The organism is Exiguobacterium sp. UBA6309 (genome assembly GCF_002439205.1).
Lineage (GTDB): Bacteria > Bacillota > Bacilli > Exiguobacteriales > Exiguobacteriaceae > Exiguobacterium_A.
Genome location: NZ_DJTL01000017.1, coordinates 162,779 through 181,157, shown reverse-complemented (window position 1 = coordinate 181,157; position 18,379 = coordinate 162,779). Strand labels below are relative to the sequence as shown.

Genomic DNA, 18,379 nt, shown 5'->3' with positions numbered 1-18,379 from the left:
TTGCGTCAGCCATTTTACCAGTGAGCAATTTGACTGCACGGATCGCATCGTCGTTCGCTGGGATGACGTAGTCGATTTCGTCTGGATCACAGTTAGTATCAACAATCGCAACGATTGGGATGTTGAGTTTGTGTGCTTCTGCAATCGCGATACGCTCTTTGCGTGGGTCAACGATGAAGAGTGCATCCGGAACACCTGGCATATCTTTGATACCGCCGAGGAATTTCTCAAGACGAGTCATTTCTTTTTTAAGAATGATGACTTCTTTTTTAGGAAGAACTTCGAATGTACCGTTCTCTTCCATTTTTTCGAGTTGTTTCAAACGGTTGATACGTTTTTTGATTGTAGAGAAGTTCGTGAGAGTTCCACCTAACCAACGTTCGTTGATGAAGTATTGACCTGCACGGATCGCTTCTTCTTTCACAGTGTCTTGAGCTTGTTTTTTCGTACCAACGAAAAGAACGTTTCCGCCTTCAGACGCTACTTCACGGATGAAGTTATATGCTTCGTCTACTTTTTTGACCGTTTTTTGAAGGTCGATGATGTAGATTCCGTTCCGTTCTGTGAAGATGTATTTTGCCATTTTTGGGTTCCAACGGCGTGTTTGGTGACCGAAGTGTACACCAGCTTCTAACAATTGTTTCATCGAGATTACTGCCATGATGAATTCCTCCTTTTGGGTTTTGGATGTCCTCCGCGATGATCGTCTGTCCAGCTAACCTATTAAAGGCACCGCAGCTGGCGATACATGCGTGCGTAATTAACACCGTAGACTAATATAGCATAAAGATTACCGAGGGGCAACCTTCGTTTGATGAGAAAGTTTAGCAATCAAAGCCACCTCGCCGGTCCCCCGATTCAAAGATCGTGCAAGCGTCTCAAGATCTGCTCCTTCTCGTAGTGCCTGCTTGACATCCGTTAACGATGGTTCCTTTGAAACGGACCGTTCGACTTCGACGGTTTCTGGCTTCTCATTTGTAGCAACTTGCACTATTTGTAAAGACGCATCCGGTACTTGATCAACGGGTTCGGTTGTCTCATATATAGATGTATCCGTCATGGCGTTGACGTGCTCCATGAAATGTAATAACACTTGTTCCGTCTCGTTTTTTTCGCGTTCTAAATGTGTGATCCGGTCTTTGAGCGCCGCCTGCTGACGAAATAAAACTAGCAGGGCATAACAGACGAGTGCAGCTAATAAGATATAAACGACAGTCATAATTCTCCCTTTCACATGGCGACACGATCTGCTAAATAGGCACTTCCGAGCGCATTTTTCAACTTACGAAGCGCTTTGGAATGGATTTGCGAAATACGGGAAGTCGAGAGTCCGAGAACTTCACCAATTTCAGTAAGCGTCAATTCCTCATAGTAGAACAAAGAAACGACAAGTTGTTCTTTTTCTGATAACCCTTCGACTTCCTCTGCCAGTTTAGCAATCAACTCACGCATTAACAACATATCTTCTGGTGTAGCGGTATCCGGATCAAGATAGGAGACGGTCATCGCTTTTCCCTCATCTTGTAACGTGACTGCTTCATCGATCGATAATACATTCGCGAAATAACTTTCTGCTAACGCACCCTTGACCTCGTCTGGTGTCATATTGACGATAGAAGAGACTTCTTCTATCGTCGGCGTCCGTTGCAAGGATTGTTCTAGGATCTCGACAGCTGCCTCGACCCGCTTTGCTTTTTCGCGTAAGGAACGTGGTAACCAATCGATTTTACGAAGCCCATCTAAAATAGCTCCTCGAATCCGAAAGGCGGCATACGTGTCGAATTTATTATTATGATTTTGATCGAATTTTTGAAGCGCATCGTACAATCCCATCATCCCTAAACTTTTCAACTCGTCTCGATCGACACTTTTAGGCAATGTCGCACTTAAACGCTGAACGTGGTATTGAACAAGTGGTTCATAATTGTGAAGTAACAGGTCTGCCACCGCAATATCGCGTGTGGTCAGCCATCGATCCCAAAGTTGTTGTAATTCCTCACGCATGACCATTCCTCCTCTAGATTTCCAGCGTCCCGACATTCACCGTCCGGATGACGAGACGCCCTGATTGTGAGTGGAACTCGATCGTTCGTCCATTCGTGCCGCCAACATCTTCAGCAACGAGTGGAATTTTGACTTGTTGAAGCATTGCTTTGACCGCAGCGATGTTTCGCTCACCGATCCGCATTGATTCATGTTCATATTTAAATTGAAACATCTGAGCCCCACCAGCAATCTTCGCACGTAATCGGATGGCACCACTTGCTCGAAGTTGGCGGGCTACTTCTAGAATTGCCGTATCGGCAAACTTCCCGACTTCAAGCTCCCGATTCCGACTGATAGCTGAATCAGGTAACATGACATGCGCCATACTCGATAACCCTTGTTCCAGGTCGTAGATGACAACGCCTACACACGATCCAAGACCTGCCGTTCGTAAAATGACGGGGTGCTTACTGATGGCGTACTCCGCAATGCCAATCCGTACGATTTCATCCATTCATGTCCACACCCAATCGTTCAAAGACCGTCTGAAAGGCGTTAGCTTCAGGCAACAAAAGTAAATGTCCGGTCAAATCGTTTCCTGCACTAGACAAGTGCGTGTCAATATAGACAGCCATATTTCCAGGAGTCGTTGATTCAAGTAAGGCTACTTCAAGTAACGCACCTACCATATCAAACGCCGATGCAGGAACACTGACATGTAACGATAAGTTAAGCCAATCGGAGATAGCCCGAGCATACGCTCCTATCAAAATATTCCCAATTTCTTCCCATGCGGAAACCCCCATTTCGTGGGATTCAGAAAAAAAGTGGAATTCCGTCTGCATCAATTGACTCACAAGTTTTTCTGCATCGCGTAGTGGCATCAAAAAGAGTAACGTGGCTTGAATGTCTCCAGAAAAACGTAATAATGCACCAGCAGTATACGTCTCAGCTCCTCCACTTCGCTCGACGATCGTCGTGAAATCCTCCAGCTCAGCAGAAGGGACTTCGATCTCAATCGGCTGTCCGAGTAAAGTAGAAAGTGCCGTTGCCGCGTGACCGGCTCCAATGTTGCCGACTTCTCTTAAGATGTCACGTTCGTTTGGGTTAAGCATGAACGATGTCCTCAAATAAGCGATTCGGTTCAATCAACGAGAACAATTGCTGATCGCCTTTGGCGACTGCAGTCAAATATGAGGCATCCTCCTGCTTTTGTTCACTGAGCGGTTCAATGCGAACATCCGTTGATTCGACGACTTCGTTTGCCCGGTCGACGATGAATCCAGCATCTCCATGCTCTAAAGTGGCGATGATGATGCGTGTCTCTTCTGTCTCTTCCACTAACTCGAATCCAAGACGAGCACGCAAATCAATCACGGGCGTAACGACACCGCGTAAATTGATGACTCCTTTGACATAAGATGCAGCGTTCGGAATCCGCGTGATCGGGATGAGCCGTTCGATTGAACGAACAGACTGTACATCAATACCGTATGCATTATCTTCTAATTGAAAAACAACCCATTTTTGTTCCATCTTCGTTCCCCTCACTTCCGTAATAGTGCATTGCTGTCAATGATCAACGCGACTTGCCCGTCTCCAAGAATCGTCGCACCAGAAATGGCACGGATTCCTTCAAGATAACTGCCAAGTGGTTTCATGACGATCTCTTGTTGACCAATCAATTCAGATACAATCAAACCAGCTAATTTTTCACCACTCCGGACGACGACGACCGAATAGGCTTCTGCCTCATGTTGCGGCAACCCATAAACCTCATTTAACGAAATAAGCGGAACCAACTGCCCACGGAAATCAAATACTTTTTCCCGGTGTGCTTGTAGAATGGCTGATTTACGTAAAGAGGTTGTTTCGATGATGGCAGTCAATGGAATCGCATACGTCTCTTGTCCGAGTTCTACGAGCATGGCTGAGATGATCGATAGCGTCAGTGGTAAACTGATTCGGAAAATCGTTCCTTCTCCTCGACGTGTCTCGACGAACACTTCTCCGCCCAGTGACTCGATCTTCGATTTGACGACATCGAGACCAACACCACGACCAGACAAGTCGGTGACTTCTTCTGCCGTCGAGAAACCAGGTGCAAATAACAGCATCGAAGCCTCTTCCATCGTTAATTGCATTGCCTCTTCTTCCGTGATCAATCCTTTTTCAATCGCGATTCGTGTGACACGTTCGTGATTGATACCGGCTCCATCATCTTCAATCTCGATGAAGACCCGGTTTCCTGAGTGATAAGCACGTAGCGAAAGATTTCCTTCGACCGGCTTATTTGCTAAAATACGTTCTGCCTTGTTCTCAATCCCATGATCAATGGCATTTCGGATCAAGTGGACGAGTGGATCACCGATCTCATCGATAACTGTACGGTCAAGTTCCGTCTCGGCACCCGTAATGTGTAATTTGATATGTTTTCCGACATCTTTCGAAACGGAACGCACCATTCGTGGGAATCGGTTGAACACTTGTTCGATCGGCATCATCCGTAACGTTAGGACGAGCGATTGCAATTCATTCGTACCTCGTTTGATCCGTTCGACCGTATCTGTCAATTCAGGTGAGCTGACTTCTGCTGCAATACGCTCCAAACGTCCGCGATCGATGATGAACTCTTCGAACAGGTTCATCAAACGATCGATTCGCTCGAGGTTAACACGAATCGTTTTCGAAGCGACAGGCGCAGATATGTCTGTCTGGTCGGATGATTCCGGTGAAGCTACTGATGCAGAGACAGATGTCGGCACAGGAACTTCCTGCGGCAGTGTGGACGTCGCCACCTCCGCTTCAGGTGTTGTCTCGAATGTGTCGATCGTTACTGTCGCAACTTCGGATACAGAAGCAATCGCTTCTTGAATCGTCACCTGATCTTGTTGCGTCACGAACAAGACTGAGAACGTCGTCTCAAAATGCTCCTGCTCCAGTTCATCAGATGTCGGGTTCGATAAGATGACATCTCCGAGTTGTTGTAAACGATCAAACACCATATAAACGCGTGCCGCTTTTAAAATGACGTCCGCCGAGAGTTCGACGTGGACGATATACGCTTGATAACCGGATGCAATCGATTGTTTGACGACTGCCTCCGAGTAAACGTCGCATTCAAAGGTTTGTGAAGCAACTATAGATGTAACTGGAACGATTTCTTCTTGCTCGGGACGAATGAACTGCTGTAAACGTCTCACTGTTTCAGTGACGTCAAGCTTTCCTTTCCCACCTCGACTGATATCTTCTACCATCGTCTCTAATTGCTCGGCGGCTACGAAGAGAACATCGATCAGTTCAGCAGTAGCAGGTTGTTTTTTCGATCTGACTAAATCAAGGGCACTCTCCATCTCGTGCGTTAAGTCAGCAATTGCGTCGTATCCCATCGTTCCTGCCATTCCTTTTAACGTATGGGCAGAACGGAAAATTTGATCGATGACCGCCTCGTCGTCTCGCCGCTCCTCAAAAACTAATAAGCTTGTATTGATTGCTTGTAAATGCTCCATCGACTCATCGAGGAACAACCCCACATATTCATTTAAGTCCATGACTGATACCCTCCTTTAATCTTAACGGACATGATCTTTTCTTTTTTTCAGACGATGTAACAATCGATCTAAAAACTTCCGTTCCTTGACTTGTACACCTGTTAACGATGTCGTGATGTGATCGAGCCGCCAACTGACGTCGCTCGTTCGATCCATTAAATAAAATGGCATCTGTGCCTTGACTGCTTTAACGACTGTCGGATCTTCTGGTAAAAAACCGGTAAAGCGAAGAGGTTTTTGCAAGAACTGTTGGCTGACGAGAGCTAGTCGATCAAACGTTTCAAGTGCTTCCCCACCATTCGTCGCCCGATTGACAACAACGGAAATCGGAAGATCCGTCGCATGATGGTGTGCCAGTTTGACAAACGCATATCCGTCCATGATCGAAGTCGGCTCTGGCGTGACAATCAACCATGCTTCGTCTGCACTACTGATGAAATCAAATGTCTGATGATTCGCACCGGCTCCTAAATCGAGTAACACATAGTCATATTCATAGAAAAATTGGAACTCCCGTAGAAGGAACATCACGTCTTCCTTCGTCAGATTCGTCAATTCTGCAAAACCACTTCCGCCATGAATGAAATGAAGAGACGGAGACTGTTCCACGATTGCGTGCTGGAGTGATTCTCGTCGTTTGACGCATTCCATCAAGGATGACTTCGACGATTTACCGAATAGAATCCCGATGTTCGCCATTCCAATATCAAGATCAATCAAAAGCACTCGTTTTTCTTGCAACGATAATGCCACGCCAAGATTCACCGCGATATTCGTTTTACCGACGCCACCTTTTCCACTCACGATGGCAATCGTCTTCGTTTCCTTGACGGTCACTTTAGATCGTAAGACACGTGCTTGATCTTCTCGCATCATCTCATCCCTCTCTCGACAATCATTCGGGATAACTCATCCGCCGTAGCGAACGTGATGTCTTCCGGCACTTCTTGCCCCGTCGTCACACAATAGATCGGCAACTTCGTCTCGGTCGCGAGTCCGAATATCGACCAGAGTTCACTTGTTTCATCTGCTTTCGAAAAGACGATTCCGGATAAGGGAATCTTGCCGAAACGGTCGTGGATTTGTAATAAATCTCGGTATTTCGAGGTCAAACTAAGAACCAAAAATACATCCGTATCCGCAAAATCATGCCGACTTCGTAACTGCTCCACATACGCTTCGTCTAAGAAATTTCGCCCCGCTGTATCGACAAGTACGATGTCACACGATGCTAACGCCTGCTTGGCTCGTTCGAAATCATCCAAGTCATATGCGACATGAATCGGAATGCCTAATATGTCTGCATATGTTTTTAATTGTTCAATCGCTGAGATCCGGTATGTATCGGTCGTGATGAGTCCAACTCGTTGATTTTTAATGAGAGCATGGTGAGCAGCAAGCTTAGCGATGGTCGTTGTCTTTCCGACACCCGTCGGTCCTGTCAACATGACATACCGTGCAGTCGACGGTGTCACGCGTAATGACGCTTTCACTTCTTCCGTCAAGAGATCCGTTAACTCCGTTTGTTGTGTTTGATAATACGCAGTCAATAACCGCTCGTGTAATCGTTCAGATACCTGCTGTAACGCTGGTTCAGCCAGTAACGGCGCATAATGTCGCAATTCTTTTGGTAATGGTCGCTCGCCGACCGTAACAATCGTCGGACGCACTGGTACTGGTTGGATAATTTCCACAACCTCCTGTCGACTCGTTGCTTGCTTCGAGACGACAGGTTCGCTTGAGACATGTTCATCCACCGATGCAACCAATTCCACTTTTTTCTTCGCAAATAAACCAAAGAATCCGCCCACTTTGATGTGGCGAGTATTTAATATAATGGCATCGTTCCCGAGTTCGCGTTTGATCCGTTCCATGGCCTCGCTAACAGAATCCGCCGTGACTTTTTTGACTATCATCTCTTAAATCACCCCAATACTCTTGACTTCGATCGTCGGCATTAATTCGTTATAGGACAAAATCGGAATATCTGGAAAATAGCGTTCTGTCAATTGACGAACGAACATCCGGATACTTGGAGAAGTCAGGATGATCGGATGCGCCCCGTATCGTTCGAATTCCATTGCTCGCTCTTGCAACGTCTCGATGAAACGTGTCGCCTTTTCGGGATCAAGCGCTAAATAATTACCGAACTCAGTCTTTTGGATGGCCGACTGGATATCCAGTTCCATCTCACTTGAGATCGTCACGACGTGCAAGACATCTCCTTGCATGACCTGTTCCGTAATTTGACGCGATAAGGATTGACGAACATATTCCGCGAGCAATTCGCTGTCTTTCGTCACAGCTGCATAATCTGCGAGCGTTTCGAAAATCAATGGTAGATTTCGAATCGAGACTTTTTCTTTTAGTAATTGAACGAATACTTTTTGAAGTTCACCGATCGATAACAGCTGTGGTGTGACTTCTTCGACTAGAATCGGATGCGATTCCTTCAAATGGTCGACCAATTGTTTCGTCTCTTCTCGTCCGAGTAATTCAGCGGCATGTTTCTTCAAGAGCTCCGTCAAATGTGTCGCGACGACAGATGGTGGATCAACGACCGTATACCCTGACATCTCTGCTCGACTACGTGTCTGTTCATCAATCCAGAGTGCTGGCATACCGAAGGCTGGTTCGACCGTTTCGATACCTCGAATTTCTGGATCATCGACACCTGGGCTCATCGCTAAGTAATGATCCAGTAAAAGCTCACCACTTGCCATCTCACTTCCGCGAATCTTGATTCGATACTGGTTCGGGGATAACTGCAGATGATCGCGAATCCGAACGGTCGGTAGAACGAATCCAAGTTCAAGCGCTAGCTGCCGACGAATCATGACGACACGATCGAGTAAATCGCCGCCTTGGGCTTCATCAGCGAGTGGAATCAATCCGTAACCGAATTCGAATTCAATCGTATCGACATTGAGTAAGGAAATGACTGATTCGCTTGATCGTAAGTTTTCACTCGGTGCTTCTTCGACCGCAACTTCTTCTTGCATCGTCTTCGTCGTCTGCTTCATCCGCCAAGCGAAGAAGCCGAACAGGATTGCAATCGGCATCGTGACGTAGTCGGGAATCGCCGTGAACAATCCGAGTAAGAAGATCGCCCCAGCTGCGATTCCGACAAGTAAAGGTGTCCGTGCCAATTGACCGATGACATCCTCACCGAGGTTTCCGTCTGAAGTCGAGCGCGTGACGATGATCCCGGTCGCAACCGAAATTAAAAGGGCTGGAATCTGACTGACAAGTCCGTCTCCGACTGTCAGTAACGTGTACAGTTCGACTGAATCCGCCATCGGTAAACCTTGCTGAACGACACCGATGATCATACCGAAGATTAAGTTGATGATGACGATGATGATTCCGGCGATCGCATCTCCTTTAACGAACTTCGAGGCACCGTCCATCGCACCGTAAAAGTCTGCTTCAGACTGGATTTTTTGGCGGCGGGTCCGAGCTTGTAATTCATCGATCATACCGGAATTCAAGTCAGCATCGATTGCCATCTGTTTCCCTGGCATCGCATCAAGCGTAAAACGTGCCGACACTTCCGAGACCCGTTCCGAACCCTTCGTGATGACGAGGAACTGGATTAAGACGAGAATCAAGAAGACGACGAAGCCGACGAGCGGCTTACCGCCGACGACGAAATCACCAAATGCTTCAATGACTTCGCCACCGTTTCCGTTTGACAGGATTGCCCGTGTCGTCGAGACGTTAAGCGCAAGACGAAACAAGGTAACGATCAATAACAATGTCGGAAAGACAGAAAACTCTAGTGCCTCTTTGGCATTCATCGCAACGAGCAATACCATCAAGGCAATGAGAATATTGATGATGATCAAAAAGTCGAGCATGATAGCGGGCAGTGGAATGACGAGCATGAAGACGATCATGATGACGCCTAGCAGGACCGTTAAATCTCGTGTTGATATACTCATGATGCTTCACCCTTTCATTTTGCTTGTTTCAGTTGATAGACAAAGGCGAGTGTTTCAGCGAGCGCCTGATAGAACGTTTCATCCACTGCCATACCAATTTCTGATTGAGCGAACAACGCCCGCGCGAGCGGACGGTTTTCAACAATCGGGACCTCAGCTGCTGTCGCCTTCTCCCGAATCCGGAACGCGACAGCATCTACGCCTTTCGCAACGACGATCGGTGCCATATGTTTACCGTCATCGTATTGGATCGCTACCGCATAATGGGTCGGGTTCGTGATGACGACGTCGGCATTTGGTATTTCTTGCATCATCCGCCGCATCGCCATCTCCCGTTGTTGTTGTTTAATCTTTCCTTTGATTTGAGGGTCACCCTCTGTGTTTTTATGCTCATCCTTTAAATCCTGCTTACTCATTCGGATCGACTTCTCGAAATCAAATTTCTGATAGGCAAAATCAAGAATGGCTAATGCAATCAAGGCGATACTGACCGATAAACCGAGTAAAAATGTTAAATGACCAATGATAGCTAACGCATCGCCAATCGGTTCCGAGGTCAATCTCGAAATCTCGACCTTGTTGTTCCATAAGACTGTTCCACTTGTTACACCGATCACCAGCAGTTTAAAGACCGATTTCAAAAACTCGACGAGCGCTTTGACGCTCACGATCCGTTTGACGCCTTGAAGCGGATTGATCCGGTCCAGTTTCGGCTGAATCGCCTCACCGCTTAAAAGCACACCGATTTGGACGAAGTTTCCGAGAATACCAATCACGACCGCTGTTAAAAAGAAAGGTGCGACTAAAATCCCCATTTGCATCAGCATCTCGATGAGAATCTGTTCAACTCGTCCTTCTTCGACCGCTTGCAGGACTTGACTAGCACTAAGACCATCTTGCAGGACGAGAACGAAACGCCGTCCTAGAAACGGACCAAAAAAATAGAGGACGAGAAACATGGCGAACAACATGAAACTGCTTGTTAAATCTGCTGATTTTGCGACTTGTCCCTTCTTTCGGGAGTCATCCCGCTTTCGAGGTGTCGCCTTTTCCGTCTTTTCACCAGCGAAATACTGAAGATCAAGGCGTAATCGATATGAATGCATGTCCTCAACCTCCTAGTAAACGAATGGCATCTGCAAGTACATCCTGCAACAACGGAACGAATCGACCGATTCCTGTGATCGTTGCACCTGCTAATAAAAATAGAATCACATATCCCATCAGCAGTTTGACGGAAAAACCAATCGCGAAAATGTTGAACTGAGGTGCCGTCTTCGCGAGGAATCCGAGTGCGAGATCCACTAAAAATAGGGAAACGACAAGTGGCATCGCCATTTGTAACGCAGTTAACATGGCAAGCCCAACGACCCGGATGACAAGACTCATCCCAGCGTCGCCCGATACCGCAAGCAGACTGCCCGGCGGAAAGATTTGAAAACTCGTGTAGATTCCGTCAAGCAGGATTAAATGCATATCAGAAGCGAGTAGAACAAGTAACGTCAACATGTAATAAAATCGTCCGACGATCGGTGACTGTCCACCAAACATCGGGTCATAAGCCGAAGCCATCGCGAGACCCATCTGCAAATCGATGATCGAACCGGCAATTTGTGGCGCATACAATAAAAAACTAGCAAGTAAGCCAAGCGCTAGACCCACTAAAACTTCCGTTCCCATCCGAAAGAAAAAATCGAAGTCTTCTACTCGAACGTCTGTCTTTACAGCGTAACTCGCAAAGTAAGCAAGACCGGCCGCAAGCGCTAATTTATGTTGCGCTGGTAATTGCTTGGACGAAAACAATGGAGCTGCGACAAGAAAACCGACGATTCGTCCAAAGACGAGCAAAAAAACACTCAGGAAAGATAGTAACGTCATTTGCGGGAAACCTCAGCGATTTGCTTAAATAAGTCAATCGTAAAGGTCTGTAATTCCTGCATGATCCATGGTCCGAAAAAAACGAGTGCTAAAAATACGGCAACGATCTTCGGAACGAACGATAGCGTCTGTTCCTGAATCTGTGTCGTCGCCTGCAAAATACTGACGAGCAGACCGACGACGAGCGAGACCAGTAACAAGGGAGCTGATACTTTTAGTAATGTCCAGACAGCAGAGCTTGCCAACTGAATAATCATTTCTTGAGTCATCTTCTCTCCCCCTAACGCATACTGACGAGCAGTGATTCAACGATCAGGTGCCAGCCATCGACTAAAATAAATAACAAAAGTTTAAACGGTAAGGCAATCATGACCGGCGGTAACATCATCATCCCCATCGACATCAAGACACTCGAGACGACCATATCAATGACAAGGAATGGAATGAAGATCATGAATCCGATTTGAAAAGCCGTCTTCAATTCACTAATCGCATATGCTGGAACAAGTGCGACGAGTGGAATATCTTCAATCTTTTTCGGTTTTTCATAATTGCCGTATTTTAAGAACAACTCTAAATCATTCGTTCGCGTGTGTTTTGACATGAATCGCTTCATCGTATCCCCAGCTTTATCAAATGCCTCATCTTGACTGATTTTATCTGCCATATACGGTTTCAAGGCTGTCGTGTTCAATTCTGATAAAACGGGTGACATGACGAACAGCGTGATGAACAGTGCCAGTCCAACGAGTAGCTGGTTCGGCGGCGTTTGTTGTGTTCCAAGGGCAGAACGGACAAAAGACAACACGACGACGACACGCGTAAAACAAGTCATCAAGATCAGTAATGAAGGGGCTAGTGACAATAATGTCAGCAATACGAGTAGTTTGATCGATGTCGCCGTTCCTGAAGGAGTATCAAGTGAGATTAGATTTTCAATCGTGTTCATGAGCGTCCTCGATTCTTTTGCAATTGTTCGAGTTGTTGTTTGAATGTCTCAAGAAACGGTGAAGATCCCGTTTTAGATGAAGACTCTTCAAGATCCATCGGCTCATATCCCTCTAAATCATCAAGTGTATCTAACAACTGTACGTTCTCTCCAACACCCACGACATAAATCTTGTCCTGCACCTTCACTAACTGGACGGATCGATCCTTTCCTAGTGGTACACCACCTAGGTGAGTCAATCGACCAGAATGTCTCACACCTCGTGTCCGTTCATGAATGAATCGTGTCACGAGGATGAATCCGCCGATCAAAACGACGAGAACGACGACTCCTTTGAAGATAGTCAACGCCATGGAAGGACTCTCATCGACTTGCTGAGTCGTCGGTGCATCGCTCTGAGTTGGATTCAATTTTTCTTCGACTGTTTCCGCTTGCACAGGAAGCGCAAGCAGAAACAGGAGACAAATCAGCAAAGTCACTTTTTTCATGACGAGACAGTTTTCGAGACCGCTTCAAGCACACGATCCGCTTGGAACGGTTTAACGATGAAATCTTTTGCACCTGCTTGAATCGCATCGATGACCATCGACTGTTGCCCCATTGCTGAACACATGATGACTTTAGCGGCAGGGTTAAACGCTTTGATTTCTTTAAGCGCAGAGATTCCGTCCATCTCAGGCATCGTAATGTCTAGCGTGACGAGGTCCGGTGTCAATTCCTTGTACTTAGAGACCGCTTCGCGTCCGTTTTCTGCTTCACCGACGACATCATAGCCGTTCTTCGATAAGATTTCCTTGATCATCATCCGCATGAAAGCGGCGTCGTCTACGATTAATACTTTTGCACTCATATTAGTTCCTCCTTAGAACATCCGAAGACGTTCTTTTGTATTTACGATTTCTGTAATGCGTACACCGAAGTTCTCTTCGATGACGACCACTTCCCCCGTTGCGATCAATGTATTGTTGACGAGAACGTCAACCGGTTCCCCTGCCAGTTTATCCAGCTCAATCACGGAACCTTGTGTCAATTCCAATATGTCACGAACGGAGCGACGTGTCCGTCCTAACTCAACCGTGACGTTCAACGGAACGTCATATAACATCCCAATATTTCCTGGCGTACCCTCTACTTCCATCTCACCTAATTGGCTGAATTGAACCGGACTGACACCGACTGGCGTTGCTTTCAGTTCAGGTGATGCAACTGTAGTTTGTTGTGCCGTTGCTGGCGCCGATGGTGGTGATGGTGATGATTGTGCTTGCTCCGTTACTTGTGGTGCAGGCGCTGCTTGCTGAGTCGTACTCGCGCTAAAGAGTTTTTGAATCAATTGTTTCGAGAAGTCCAGTGGTGCTAATTGAACGATTTTTGAATCGATCATCGTGCCGATCTTAAGATCAAACTCGATGATGACCATGTTCTCCCAAAGAGAAAAGCTATCGACGATACTCTTATCTTGAGAAAAGTCGAAGATTTCAACTGCTGGCGGCGAAATATCGATTCGCATCGAGAATACAGTCGACATCGAGGTAGCAGCTGCTCCCATCATCTGGTTCATCGCTTCCTGTACGGCAGATAGAGCAATCGGGTCCATCTCCAGCGACTCGTCGATGACGCCATCGCCTCCCATCATCAGGTTCGCGATGACGGAAGCATCTCGCTGTGTCAGGATCAGGACGTTTTCTCCTTTGAACCCTTCTGTATAACCGACACGTAGCGCGACGTGCGGGATCGGATAGCGACTGCGTAATTCTTCCATGGAGATCATTCGGACGTGCGGTGTCGTAATCTCTACTTTTTGATTCAACAATGCCGATAAGGCCGTTGCTGAATTACCAAGTGAGATATTTCCGACCTCCCCTAATGCATCAATCTCCATGTCATCTAGTATTTCCTTTACGTCTGGCTCTTGCGGTTCATCGGTGGATGGCGTTCCGCGTAATAACGCATCGATTTCATCTTGCGAAAGCATATCGCTCATGTTATTCCTCCTCAATTCGTTGTAAGACTTGCAAAGCGAGGTGTTTCCCGTTTAATCCCGGTCGCGCCTTAAACATCTTCCGGTCGTCGACGAATACATCGACGGCATCCGAGGCTCGTGTCTTCAGGGATAAACAATCGCCTACTTCGAGGTGTAACAATTCACCAAACGAAAGCTCTGTTTGGCCGAGCACTGCTTTTAAATCGACGACGGAACTCATCAACTGCGTTTGCATGTGTTCAGACTCTTGATTATCTGCTGTCGTTCGCTTTTCTTGTTGCATCCAATAATGACTTGATAATTTCGGAAGAACGGATTCAAGGGTCACGAACGGCAAACAGACATTCAACGTACCGCTCACTTCTCCGACCGTTACGTAAATCGAGACGAGGATGACTGTCTCATTTGGAGAGACCAGTTGCAGGAACTGCGGATTGATTTCCAAATCATCGTATTCCGCTTCGACTTCCGTTACCGACTCCCAAGCCGCCCCGTATTGAACGAAGGCACGCTTGAACAGTTGTGTTAGTATACGTGTCTCGATTTCCGTCAAATTCTCGATCTTGTTCATTCCTTCACCTGGTCCCCCAAGTAAACGATCGAGCATCGCATAGGCGATGTTCGGATTGACTTCAAATAAGACTTTTCCATCAAGTGGATGAAGATTGACTAGATTGATCAACGTCATGTTCGGAATGGAATGAATGAATTCATCATACGGAAGTTGTTCGACCGTATTAACCGTGAACTGAACATATGTCCGAAGTTGTGCAGAAAAATGTGTCGTCAAGACTCGGGCGAACTGTTCATGAATACGCGTCAAATTCCGTAATTGATCTTTTGAGAAACGGAGTGCTCGTTTAAAGTCATAGACCTTGACTCGACGCTGCTCCTCTTGACTTCGGATTTCCTCGACTTCCATATCTCCGCTTGAAATGGCTGATAGCAAGGCATCGATTTCATGTTGGGATAATACTTCGCTCATGCTGCCACCTCACTGGATGATTTTTTTCGTCGTGTAGACACGCTGGACATCGCCTTCTTGGATGAGCTTTTTGAATTGCATCCGTAACCGCTCTTCAAGCTTCTCCATATCAGCTTTTGAGTCTAAGTCCGACTTTTTCATAGCCGAAAGGTCACCCAAGATGATGTTATTGATTTGAAACTTTCGTAATTCTAAATCGTCACGTGTTGCTTGATCATCGGTGACGATCGTGAACTGAACATTTAAGAAACGTTCGTCAGCGATGTTCGTTGTCAAGTCGTCCGTTTGCAGACTTCGTGCATCAAGTTCTTCACCTGTCGGTTGTTCAACTTTTGCTTCCGTCATGTCATTTGCTAAAAAATAATTCATGATCATGTATCCTGCCCCGATCATCAATGCTGCAACAATGATCATGATCAAGGGGATTTTCAGTTTACTCTTCTTCTTTTCCTCGGCCATCTTCGAGCCTCCTTACACTGTTCAAGCCCGCTAATCCGATTTCTTGATAAAAAGCGATTGCGATTGCTTTGACCTCTTCCATTGATTCCTTCACGACATAAATCTGTCCTCCGATGAGTTGAATCGTCGTATCCGGTGTAGAACGGACGGATTCGATCAACACGGCGTTCAGTACGAGTGGTGCGTTACGTAATGTCGTTAACGTGATCATCGTTTCAAATTGACTAGTTCCTCAAGAACCTGGTCCGATGTCGTGATGATTCGTGTATTCGCCTGGAAACCACGTTGAGCAATGATCATCTCCGTGAATTCTTCTGATAAGTCGACGTTCGACATCTCAAGCGTTCCCGACGTCAACTGTCCCATTCCGTTCAAGCTCGGTGTTCCGAGTACCGGTGGACCTGAGTTCTGTGATGCGGCGAATACGTTGACACCTGATTTTTCTAGACCACCTGGGTTAGCAAAGTTCGCGATCGTGATATAACCGACGTTTTGCAATGCTCCCGTCGTATCGACGTAAGTGACGAGACCGTCTTTACCAATCGATAAGTTACGTGCATCCGTTGGTACTTTTAGTTTTTGGAATCCTGCACCACCTGCTTCCGGAAGGGGTACCGGTGGTGTCTCCCCATCTGCAATTGCTTGAGAGTCACTACCAATTAAATAGTTTCCGTCGCCGGTAACTAAGTTTCCATCAAGATCCGTATAGAAGTTACCAGAACGCGTATAACGAATCCCTTCCGCTGTGACGACCTGGAAGAATCCTTCCCCAGAGATCCCGACATCGAGAACGCGACCCGTATTTTGAAGCGCACCTTGGTTATACACATTATCGACTGTTGACATCGATGCTCCAAGACCGACCTGTTTCGGGTTCGTCCCACCGACATTGCCGCCTGCACCAGATGATGAGCCGACCGATTGACTGACGAGGTCTTTAAACGTCACCCGTCCTTTTTTATAACCGAACGTGTTGACGTTCGCGATGTTATTCCCGACGACATCCAGTTTTGTCTGGAAGTTCTTAAGCCCACTGATTCCTGAATACATTGAACGTAACATTATTTTTCCTCCTTTGATTGAATCTGCGTCAACTCGTAAACACTGATCTGTTTTCCGTTCGATAGTTCGGCCATGATATCCAGCCCATCCCGTTTTACACTAACGACACTGGCTGTCTCTTCGACGGTCGTCGTCTGCTCAGCACCTGAAGCATCCGTCGTCTTCGACTCCGCTTCATAACTGACTTTTTTACCAATCAGATTGCTGTAGGACAGCAATGCTGTTGCATGTTGGTTCAAGACCATCGTATCCATCGTCTTCCCGATTGCTTGCATCTGTTCCAGCGACGAAAACTGGGCCATTTGAGCGATGAAATCCTTGTCTTCCATCGGTGCTGTTGGATCCTGATTCGAAAGCTGGGCAATCAGAATTTTCATGAACATATCCTTATCCATCGCTTTATTCGTCGGTACCTGTGATTTTTCAGGAAGCTGGTATGAACTACTATCCGTTTTGATTGCCTCAGTCATCGTCTTCCTCCTCTTCTTCGTCTACTGGAACGGGTGTCTCTTGATACGGTGACTCATGCTCCTGCTGATCACGTGTGAAAGATTGTTGGAACTCCCGCGCACTCGAAGCAATCATCCCCGTCTCGATCTTTACGACTGGCGTCTGTTGATGCAAGACGGTTTGTAATTTCCCAAGTTGTTGCTCGATTGATTGTTTTGCTTGCTCGGTGCTCGCAAATAGTTTGACAGTCAATGTCCCTTCTTTACGATCGAGTCGAACGACAACCTCACCAAGTTGCTCTGGGTACAGGCGAATCGACAATCGTGTGGACCCATCCGCACCTTTTATGAATGGTGCTTGTTGCAGTGCGGCCTCAATCCGTTGTTGAATCTGTTCTGGGACAGGTAGCGGCACTGGACGAATCGTTTGCAACGGAGTACCTTTGTAAATCGGCATGCTCATTGGAGTCGGCGCGACTTTTCCTTCTGAATCAACGGGCATGGTCGCTTTTCGCATGAGTGAAGCGAATGCCAACGGAAGCGGTGTCTTTCCTTTTGCCTGCTCAGATACAGCTACAGTGTCCGACTTGAGCGTTTCGACAATAGGACCAGTTTGCGGGAGCGTCTGTTTCACAGGCAACGCGGAAATGTCTCCTTCAATCGTAGGAAGTAATGGTTGTTTTAAGTTGTTCGTATGATGATCTTTCATTTTGATCGTATCGTTCGTTACTGTCTGCAAGACGACTTGCTGAAGCAATGGTGGCAATTGATCGAACTGATTTTTCGCCTGCTCGACATTTCCCTCAAGCAATTGTTTGACGAACGCTAGTAGTTGTTCCATTTTCTTTGGTTCTTGTTTTAACGTCTCTACTTCCGGTTGTTTCAGTAAAGAGAGAAGCTCGTCCGGTTGATCTACGAGTTCTTGTATCCAATCCGGTAATAGTGGTGTCTCCACTTTTGTCTCGAGTGCTGTCAAATCAGCTGAGACCGGTGACGATGACGTTGTTGGTAACTTCGTCAGATAATCCAGTAACGAAGCAAATTGACCACCAACCGTGGTCATCTCTCCTTTTTTCCCTGTTCCAGTATTCAAGTTCGGGGAGGATGATTGTATTACTTCCGTCATGTTCATCTG

General features: G+C 46.6%; 23 protein-coding genes. All 23 read right to left on the bottom strand.

Annotated elements, in window-relative coordinates:
- The coding region (gene rpsB, locus B3M90_RS05250) for a 30S ribosomal protein S2 (protein WP_290782850.1) at window positions 1-661 on the bottom strand (661 nt) is incomplete at its 3' end.
- Window positions 662-790: 129 nt separating this feature from the next.
- A complete protein-coding gene (locus tag B3M90_RS05245) occupies window positions 791-1,219 on the bottom strand; it encodes a hypothetical protein (RefSeq protein WP_214854492.1) in 429 nt (142 codons plus the stop codon).
- 11 nt (window positions 1,220-1,230) lie between these two features.
- On the bottom strand, window positions 1,231-2,004 hold the full coding sequence (locus B3M90_RS05240; protein ID WP_035407044.1) for a FliA/WhiG family RNA polymerase sigma factor: 774 nt from the start codon (window positions 2,002-2,004) through the stop codon (window positions 1,231-1,233).
- A gap of 13 nt (window positions 2,005-2,017) precedes the next feature.
- Window positions 2,018-2,500 carry a chemotaxis protein CheD gene (locus B3M90_RS05235; RefSeq protein WP_035407042.1) on the bottom strand — a complete coding sequence of 161 codons (483 nt, stop codon included), beginning with the start codon at window positions 2,498-2,500 and terminating at the stop codon, window positions 2,018-2,020.
- The gene (locus tag B3M90_RS05230) at window positions 2,493-3,101 is read right to left on the bottom strand and encodes a chemotaxis protein CheC (RefSeq protein WP_035407039.1); all 609 of its coding nucleotides are present in this window, start codon (window positions 3,099-3,101) and stop codon (window positions 2,493-2,495) included. Before B3M90_RS05230 ends, B3M90_RS05235 begins: the two co-directional genes overlap by 8 nt.
- On the bottom strand, window positions 3,094-3,522 hold the full coding sequence (locus B3M90_RS05225; protein WP_214854495.1) for a chemotaxis protein CheW: 429 nt from the start codon (window positions 3,520-3,522) through the stop codon (window positions 3,094-3,096). The genes B3M90_RS05230 and B3M90_RS05225 overlap by 8 nt, the downstream gene beginning before the upstream one ends.
- A gap of 11 nt (window positions 3,523-3,533) precedes the next feature.
- Window positions 3,534-5,537 (bottom strand): chemotaxis protein CheA, encoded by a 2,004-nt coding sequence (locus B3M90_RS05220; RefSeq protein WP_214854498.1) that lies wholly within the window; start codon window positions 5,535-5,537, stop codon window positions 3,534-3,536.
- Between the two features lie 21 nt (window positions 5,538-5,558).
- A complete protein-coding gene (locus B3M90_RS05215; protein WP_214854501.1) occupies window positions 5,559-6,413 on the bottom strand; it encodes a MinD/ParA family protein in 855 nt (284 codons plus the stop codon).
- The gene (locus tag B3M90_RS05210; protein WP_035407027.1) at window positions 6,410-7,453 is read right to left on the bottom strand and encodes a flagellar biosynthesis protein FlhF; all 1,044 of its coding nucleotides are present in this window, start codon (window positions 7,451-7,453) and stop codon (window positions 6,410-6,412) included. The genes B3M90_RS05215 and B3M90_RS05210 overlap by 4 nt, the downstream gene beginning before the upstream one ends.
- Window positions 7,454-7,456: 3 nt before the next feature.
- Window positions 7,457-9,481, bottom strand: coding sequence for a flagellar biosynthesis protein FlhA (gene flhA / locus B3M90_RS05205; protein WP_290782845.1), 2,025 nt, complete (start codon window positions 9,479-9,481; stop codon window positions 7,457-7,459).
- 14 nt (window positions 9,482-9,495) lie between these two features.
- Window positions 9,496-10,587: a flagellar biosynthesis protein FlhB gene (gene flhB / locus B3M90_RS05200; protein WP_035407021.1), complete on the bottom strand. Its 1,092-nt coding sequence runs from the start codon at window positions 10,585-10,587 to the stop codon at window positions 9,496-9,498.
- A 4-nt stretch (window positions 10,588-10,591) separates the two neighbouring features.
- Window positions 10,592-11,359 carry a flagellar biosynthetic protein FliR gene (gene fliR / locus B3M90_RS05195; RefSeq protein WP_035407018.1) on the bottom strand — a complete coding sequence of 256 codons (768 nt, stop codon included), beginning with the start codon at window positions 11,357-11,359 and terminating at the stop codon, window positions 10,592-10,594.
- Window positions 11,356-11,628 (bottom strand): flagellar biosynthesis protein FliQ, encoded by a 273-nt coding sequence (gene fliQ, locus B3M90_RS05190; RefSeq protein WP_023468705.1) that lies wholly within the window; start codon window positions 11,626-11,628, stop codon window positions 11,356-11,358. Before fliQ ends, fliR begins: the two co-directional genes overlap by 4 nt.
- A gap of 11 nt (window positions 11,629-11,639) precedes the next feature.
- Window positions 11,640-12,308: a flagellar type III secretion system pore protein FliP gene (fliP, locus tag B3M90_RS05185; RefSeq protein ID WP_035407016.1), complete on the bottom strand. Its 669-nt coding sequence runs from the start codon at window positions 12,306-12,308 to the stop codon at window positions 11,640-11,642.
- Window positions 12,305-12,796 (bottom strand): flagellar biosynthetic protein FliO, encoded by a 492-nt coding sequence (locus B3M90_RS05180; RefSeq protein WP_214854506.1) that lies wholly within the window; start codon window positions 12,794-12,796, stop codon window positions 12,305-12,307. The genes fliP and B3M90_RS05180 overlap by 4 nt, the downstream gene beginning before the upstream one ends.
- Entirely contained in the window at window positions 12,793-13,158 is a 366-nt protein-coding gene (locus tag B3M90_RS05175; RefSeq protein ID WP_035407009.1) for a response regulator, read from the bottom strand. Before B3M90_RS05175 ends, B3M90_RS05180 begins: the two co-directional genes overlap by 4 nt.
- 12 nt (window positions 13,159-13,170) lie before the next feature.
- A complete protein-coding gene (gene fliY / locus B3M90_RS05170) occupies window positions 13,171-14,289 on the bottom strand; it encodes a flagellar motor switch phosphatase FliY (protein WP_290782842.1) in 1,119 nt (372 codons plus the stop codon).
- A 1-nt stretch (window position 14,290) separates the two neighbouring features.
- Window positions 14,291-15,274 carry a flagellar motor switch protein FliM gene (fliM, locus tag B3M90_RS05165; protein WP_029342065.1) on the bottom strand — a complete coding sequence of 328 codons (984 nt, stop codon included), beginning with the start codon at window positions 15,272-15,274 and terminating at the stop codon, window positions 14,291-14,293.
- A 9-nt stretch (window positions 15,275-15,283) separates the two neighbouring features.
- Window positions 15,284-15,688, bottom strand: a complete 405-nt coding sequence (locus B3M90_RS05160) for a flagellar basal body-associated FliL family protein (RefSeq protein ID WP_290782840.1) — start codon at window positions 15,686-15,688, stop codon at window positions 15,284-15,286.
- Window positions 15,689-15,707: 19 nt separating this feature from the next.
- Window positions 15,708-15,944: a flagellar FlbD family protein gene (locus B3M90_RS05155; protein WP_214854512.1), complete on the bottom strand. Its 237-nt coding sequence runs from the start codon at window positions 15,942-15,944 to the stop codon at window positions 15,708-15,710.
- A complete protein-coding gene (gene flgG / locus B3M90_RS05150) occupies window positions 15,941-16,795 on the bottom strand; it encodes a flagellar basal body rod protein FlgG (protein WP_214854514.1) in 855 nt (284 codons plus the stop codon). Before flgG ends, B3M90_RS05155 begins: the two co-directional genes overlap by 4 nt.
- Window positions 16,795-17,265, bottom strand: a complete 471-nt coding sequence (locus tag B3M90_RS05145) for a flagellar hook capping FlgD N-terminal domain-containing protein (protein WP_214854517.1) — start codon at window positions 17,263-17,265, stop codon at window positions 16,795-16,797. Before B3M90_RS05145 ends, flgG begins: the two co-directional genes overlap by 1 nt.
- A complete protein-coding gene (locus B3M90_RS05140; RefSeq protein WP_290782837.1) occupies window positions 17,258-18,376 on the bottom strand; it encodes a flagellar hook-length control protein FliK in 1,119 nt (372 codons plus the stop codon). The genes B3M90_RS05145 and B3M90_RS05140 overlap by 8 nt, the downstream gene beginning before the upstream one ends.
- Window positions 18,377-18,379: the final 3 nt, after the last annotated feature.